General features: G+C 68.9%; 6 protein-coding genes and 1 pseudogene. 3 read left to right on the top strand and 4 right to left on the bottom strand.

All coding sequences use genetic code 11. The features are described from left to right. A pseudogene (locus G6019_RS05465) lies at window positions 1-228 on the bottom strand (hypothetical protein); the annotation flags it as partial. Between the two features lie 71 nt (window positions 229-299). Between G6019_RS05465 and G6019_RS05460 the strand changes: the two are divergent. Both G6019_RS05460 and G6019_RS05455 read left to right on the top strand, forming a co-directional pair. Then, window positions 300-830, top strand: a complete 531-nt coding sequence (locus G6019_RS05460) for a peptidylprolyl isomerase (RefSeq protein WP_017835116.1) — start codon at window positions 300-302, stop codon at window positions 828-830. Window positions 831-948: 118 nt separating this feature from the next. Then, entirely contained in the window at window positions 949-1,683 is a 735-nt protein-coding gene (locus G6019_RS05455) for a rhomboid family intramembrane serine protease (RefSeq protein WP_182612230.1), read from the top strand. Here the strand turns inward: G6019_RS05455 and G6019_RS05450 are convergent. Together G6019_RS05450 and crgA are read right to left on the bottom strand one after the other, a co-directional pair. Then, complete coding sequence (locus G6019_RS05450; protein WP_241725891.1) at window positions 1,673-2,164, bottom strand: PH domain-containing protein; 492 nt, start codon at window positions 2,162-2,164, stop codon at window positions 1,673-1,675. The two genes, G6019_RS05455 and G6019_RS05450, sit on opposite strands and share 11 nt — an antisense overlap. A gap of 334 nt (window positions 2,165-2,498) precedes the next feature. After that, window positions 2,499-2,765 carry a cell division protein CrgA gene (crgA, locus tag G6019_RS05445; protein WP_031264343.1) on the bottom strand — a complete coding sequence of 89 codons (267 nt, stop codon included), beginning with the start codon at window positions 2,763-2,765 and terminating at the stop codon, window positions 2,499-2,501. A 103-nt stretch (window positions 2,766-2,868) separates the two neighbouring features. On the opposite strand from crgA, the gene G6019_RS05440 reads away from it, so the two are divergent. Beyond that, entirely contained in the window at window positions 2,869-3,549 is a 681-nt protein-coding gene (locus G6019_RS05440) for an aminodeoxychorismate/anthranilate synthase component II (RefSeq protein WP_182612229.1), read from the top strand. Between the two features lie 22 nt (window positions 3,550-3,571). On the opposite strand, the gene G6019_RS05435 is transcribed toward G6019_RS05440, so the two are convergent. Next, window positions 3,572-4,460: PASTA domain-containing protein (locus tag G6019_RS05435; protein ID WP_182627172.1), on the bottom strand; the 889-nt coding region annotated here is incomplete at its 5' end.

The raw sequence follows: 4,460 nt of genomic DNA, 5'->3' as shown, positions 1-4,460 counted from the left end.
GATCTCCGCCTGCTCCGCGCGCCGTTCGCGCAGCACCTGGATGCCGCGGCTGGCGCCGAACAGCGCCAGACCCGCGGGCCCGCGGGTGGCGGCCACCGCCGCTTCACCCAGGAAGCGGGGATCCTTGAGGTCGAATGCCTTCCGGGCGGCGGTGCCGGCCTTCTTCAGGTCCTTCTCGGCGGACTTGATGGCCTTGCGTTCAGCGGCTCGATCACTTCGTGTGCTCATGGGTAGATGGTGGCACAGGGCCCGGACCCCGACCACCACCTCACCGACATCCACCGGTACCGCGTGGCAGGATGGTCGCCGTGAGCATCGCAACGCAGAAGGCAACCATCCACACCACCAAGGGCGACATCGTCGTCGAGCTGTTCGGCAACCACGCCCCGGAGACGGTCGCGAACTTCGTCGGCCTGGCCGACGGTTCGAAGGACTACTCGCAGGCCAACGCCAAGGGCGAGAAGAGCGGCCCGTTCTATGACGGTTCGATCTTCCACCGCGTCATCTCGGGGTTCATGATCCAGGGCGGCGACCCCACGGGCACCGGTCGTGGCGGTCCGGGTTACCAGTTCAAGGACGAGTTCCACCCGGAGCTCCAGTTCAGTGAGCCCTACCTGCTGGCCATGGCAAACGCGGGCCCGGGGACCAACGGTTCGCAGTTCTTCGTCACCGTGGGCCCCACGCCGCACCTGAACAACCGGCACACCATCTTCGGGAAGGTCGCCGACGCCGACTCGCAGAAGGTCATCGACGCCATCGCCACCACCAAGACCGGGGCCATGGACCGTCCGGTCGAGGACATCGTGATCGAGTCCATCGAGATCTCCTGACAGTTGACCCCCGGGGTCGTGGCGACACGACCCGGCCAGCGGCGCGGGCACCGGTACCCCGGTCCCGCGCCGTCTGTGTCTCCATGACGATGCAGGAACGGTGACACCCCACCACGCCATGACCACTCAGACCCACAGCGGTGGCGCCGTCTCCCGCTTCTTCCGCCTCCAGCCGGTGACCGCGTGGCTCATCACCGCCAACCTCGCGGTCTACGCCGCGACGGTCGCCCAGTCGTGGAGTCTGCTCGCCAACCATTCCGCCGTGTTGTTCCAGGCCACGGCGCTGTATCCGCCGCTGGTCGCGGCCCATGACGAGTGGTGGCGTCTGATGACGTCGGCGTTCCAGCACTTCGGCCCCATGCATCTGCTGCTCAACATGTACATGCTGTGGATCCTCGGTCTGGGTGTCGAGCGCAGCATCGGCCATGCGCGATTCCTCGCGCTCTACCTGGTCTCGGCCCTCGGCGGGTCCGCCGCCGTGATGTTCTACGGCCAGAACGCGCTCACGGCCGGGGCGTCCGGCGCGATCTTCGGGCTCATGGGCGCCTACGCGATCGTCGCGATGTCGATGCGCGTGGACGTCAAGGGGATCGGGATACTGCTGGTACTGAACATCGGCGTGAGCTTCCTGGTCCCGGGCGTCTCGCTGGCCGCGCATCTGGGCGGCCTGCTCGTGGGTGCGCTCGGCGCGCTGGTCCTGGTGTCGTTGCCCCGTCGGCTACCGCGAGGGGTGGGCCGCGGCGGACGCCAGGCCGTGTCGTGGCTCGGCTACCTGGTTCTGGTGGCGCTCGTCGCCACGGCCGCCTGGTACGCGGCCGACACCATGTCGCCGGGGCTGTTCCTCAGAGCGTAGAGCCCCCGAACCCCAGCTGCACCAACCGGTCGGTCACCTCACGCGGGTCCGCCCCCAGGTCGCCTCGCGTGAACACGTCGAGTACCTCCCGACCCCGGTCATCCACGTACTCCAGTCGCATGAGGTGCTGCCGCACGCCCCATCTCGCGACCCCGAGTGCCCGCGCCTCGACGACCCGAGCGGGCGGGACGAACACCACGCCCCTGAGCCTGGTGATCGCGAGCTGACCGTCCACCACCTCGATCCGGGGACGCCGTATCAGCTGCATCACCCCCGCGGGGATCACGAACAGCGCCAGGAGTCCGGTGAGGATGAGCCCGAGCGGGTCCCCGTTCGCCGCACCCACCGCCATGGCGCCGACACCGAGGGCGATCTGCGCGCTCGGCCACAGCACCCCCGGACCCCACGAATCCGCATCCCACGAATCCGCATCCCGCGGATCCGCACTGTGCCCGCCGGGAGACGCCGCTGGCTCACTCATCCCCCCATCCTCTCTCATCCACAGGCGGAATCCACAGTGTGGATGAATCACACGGGTGGAGTTCGATCCGCGTTCGAGAGCCCGGCACCCCGACCTGCGGAGTCGTCCGCGTCGTCGTCGTCACGGGTTTGTCCCCAGTGTGGAGGGAGTTGTCCACAGCCTGTGCGGGCGGGTCCGACCAGCGGTAACAGCGGTTACTTCGCCGAATACACCACCTTGACCTGCGCGGATGTCAACTCGCTAAGAAAATGCAGGTCACCCCCCGCGGAGTGCGGGGGGTGACCTGTGTATAAGACTGTGGATTACCCGGAACCGGGTTCAGTGAGAACGGGTGTCAGCGCCAGTTCATCGTCATGAGGAGCCCGACGACAGCCAGACCGAACCCGATGGCGAAGTTCTGCCACGTCTCGAGGGACTGCATGAACGGGATCCGCTCACCGGCGATGTAGTAGGTCACCAACCACGCGAGCCCCAGGATCATGAGACCGAACATCACGATGATGTACCACTGCGACGTGGGCGTCCCCTTGACCTTGACGGGGGTGCGGCTGACGGCCGCGTCTGTGTACTCGGTCTTCGACCGGACCTTTGACTTGGGCATGACGTCCTCGCGCTGGTGGGGCTGCACTGGTGGGGCTGATCCAGGGCAGTCTACCAAGCCCCACCCCGGACGTTCATCCCACCGACGGCAGTACGCTGCATCTATGCGCATCCTCGTCGTCGACAACTACGACAGCTTCGTCTACAACCTGGTCCAGTACCTGGGCCAGCTGGGAGCGACGTGTGAGGTGTGGAGGAACGACGACGAGAGGCTCGCCGGACCCGACGGTGGCTACGACCCGGCGTCGCTGGCAGGGGTGGTCGCGGAGTTCGACGGCGTCCTGCTCAGCCCCGGCCCGGGTACGCCGGACCGGGCGGGGGCCACGATCCCGCTCATCGGGGTCTGCGGACGCGCCGGCGTCCCGGTGCTGGGCGTGTGCCTGGGACACCAGGCGATCGGGGAGGCGTTCGGGGCCACGGTCGACCGGGCCGCCGAACTCATGCACGGCAAGACGAGCCGGGTCACCCACGACGACTCCGGCGTGCTCGCCGGGATCCCCAGCCCCTTCACGGCGACCCGCTACCACTCGCTGACGGTGCTGCCGGAGACCATCCCGGAGGACCTCGTGCCCACCGCGTGGACCGGGTCCGGTCTGGTCATGGCGATGCGGCACCGCGAGATGCCGGTGCACGGGGTGCAGTTCCATCCCGAGTCGGTGATGAGCGACGGAGGCCACCGCATGCTCGCCAACTGGTTGGGGATGTGTGGCGAGCAGCCGGAGGAGGCCCTGGTGGCGGGTCTGGAGCACGAGCTCGACCGGGCCCGGGGCGCCGCGCTCGCCTGAGCCGCAGCACCCCGCGAGGCCCTCAGCCGGGGCCGGGTACCAGCCCGAAGCGGATCACACGCACCACGACCTGGTCGTTCACCCCGGCCTCGCCGACAGGCGGCTGTTGCGAATAGATCTGCCCCACCCGGGTGAGATCCGGGTCGTTCTGCGGAAGCTCGACCAGCTGACCGCGGCCTCCCCGCCACCCGGCGCGCTCGAGCGCGGCCAGCGCATCGGGCACGGTGCCGCCCACGAGGTTGGGCATGAGGAACCGGTTACCCGCCGAGACCTGCAGCGTGATCGTGGCTCCCTTGAGCTGCGTCTGCCCCGCCGGGGTGGACTGGTCCACCACCTCGCCCTCCGGCGCGGTGCCGTCGACCCTGCGGGTGTCCACCCGGAATCCGATGCCCTCGAGGGTGGCCCGGGCCGAGTCGATGGACTGCCCCACCACCCCCGGCACCTGCAGCTCCTCGGGGCCGGACCCCACCGTCAACCTGACGGGGCGGTCTGAGGGCACCTGGGCGCCCGGGGGCGGATCGGTGTCCACGACCTTGTCCTGGTCCTCGGCGGTGGAGGGGCGGGCCTCGTTCTCCGGGAGCACCTCGAACCCTGCCTCCTCGAGGGCCATCCGCGCGTCAACCGGTGACATCCCCATCACGTTGGGGACCATGAGGATCGGCCTGCCGGTGGACACCAGGAGAATGATCTCCGAGCCGACGGGGAGGCGCTTGCCGGCGATCGGATCAGAGGCGACCACCAGGCCCGCGGGGACCCTCTCGTCCGGCTGCGGGTTCTGTACCGGCTCCAGGCCGAGGGCGGTCAGTTCATCGACCACCTCCTGCACGGGCCGCTGCGCGACCTCCGGGACGGTCACCTCCTGGACCTGGACGACCCCGCCGTTCCGGTCGGACGCCGCCCAGATCGAGAGA

This window comes from Dietzia sp. DQ12-76 (genome assembly GCF_014145045.1).
Classification (GTDB): Bacteria; Actinomycetota; Actinomycetes; order Mycobacteriales; family Mycobacteriaceae; genus Dietzia.
Note: the sequence above shows the minus strand (reverse complement) of the source record. Positions and strands in the feature narration are given on the sequence as shown.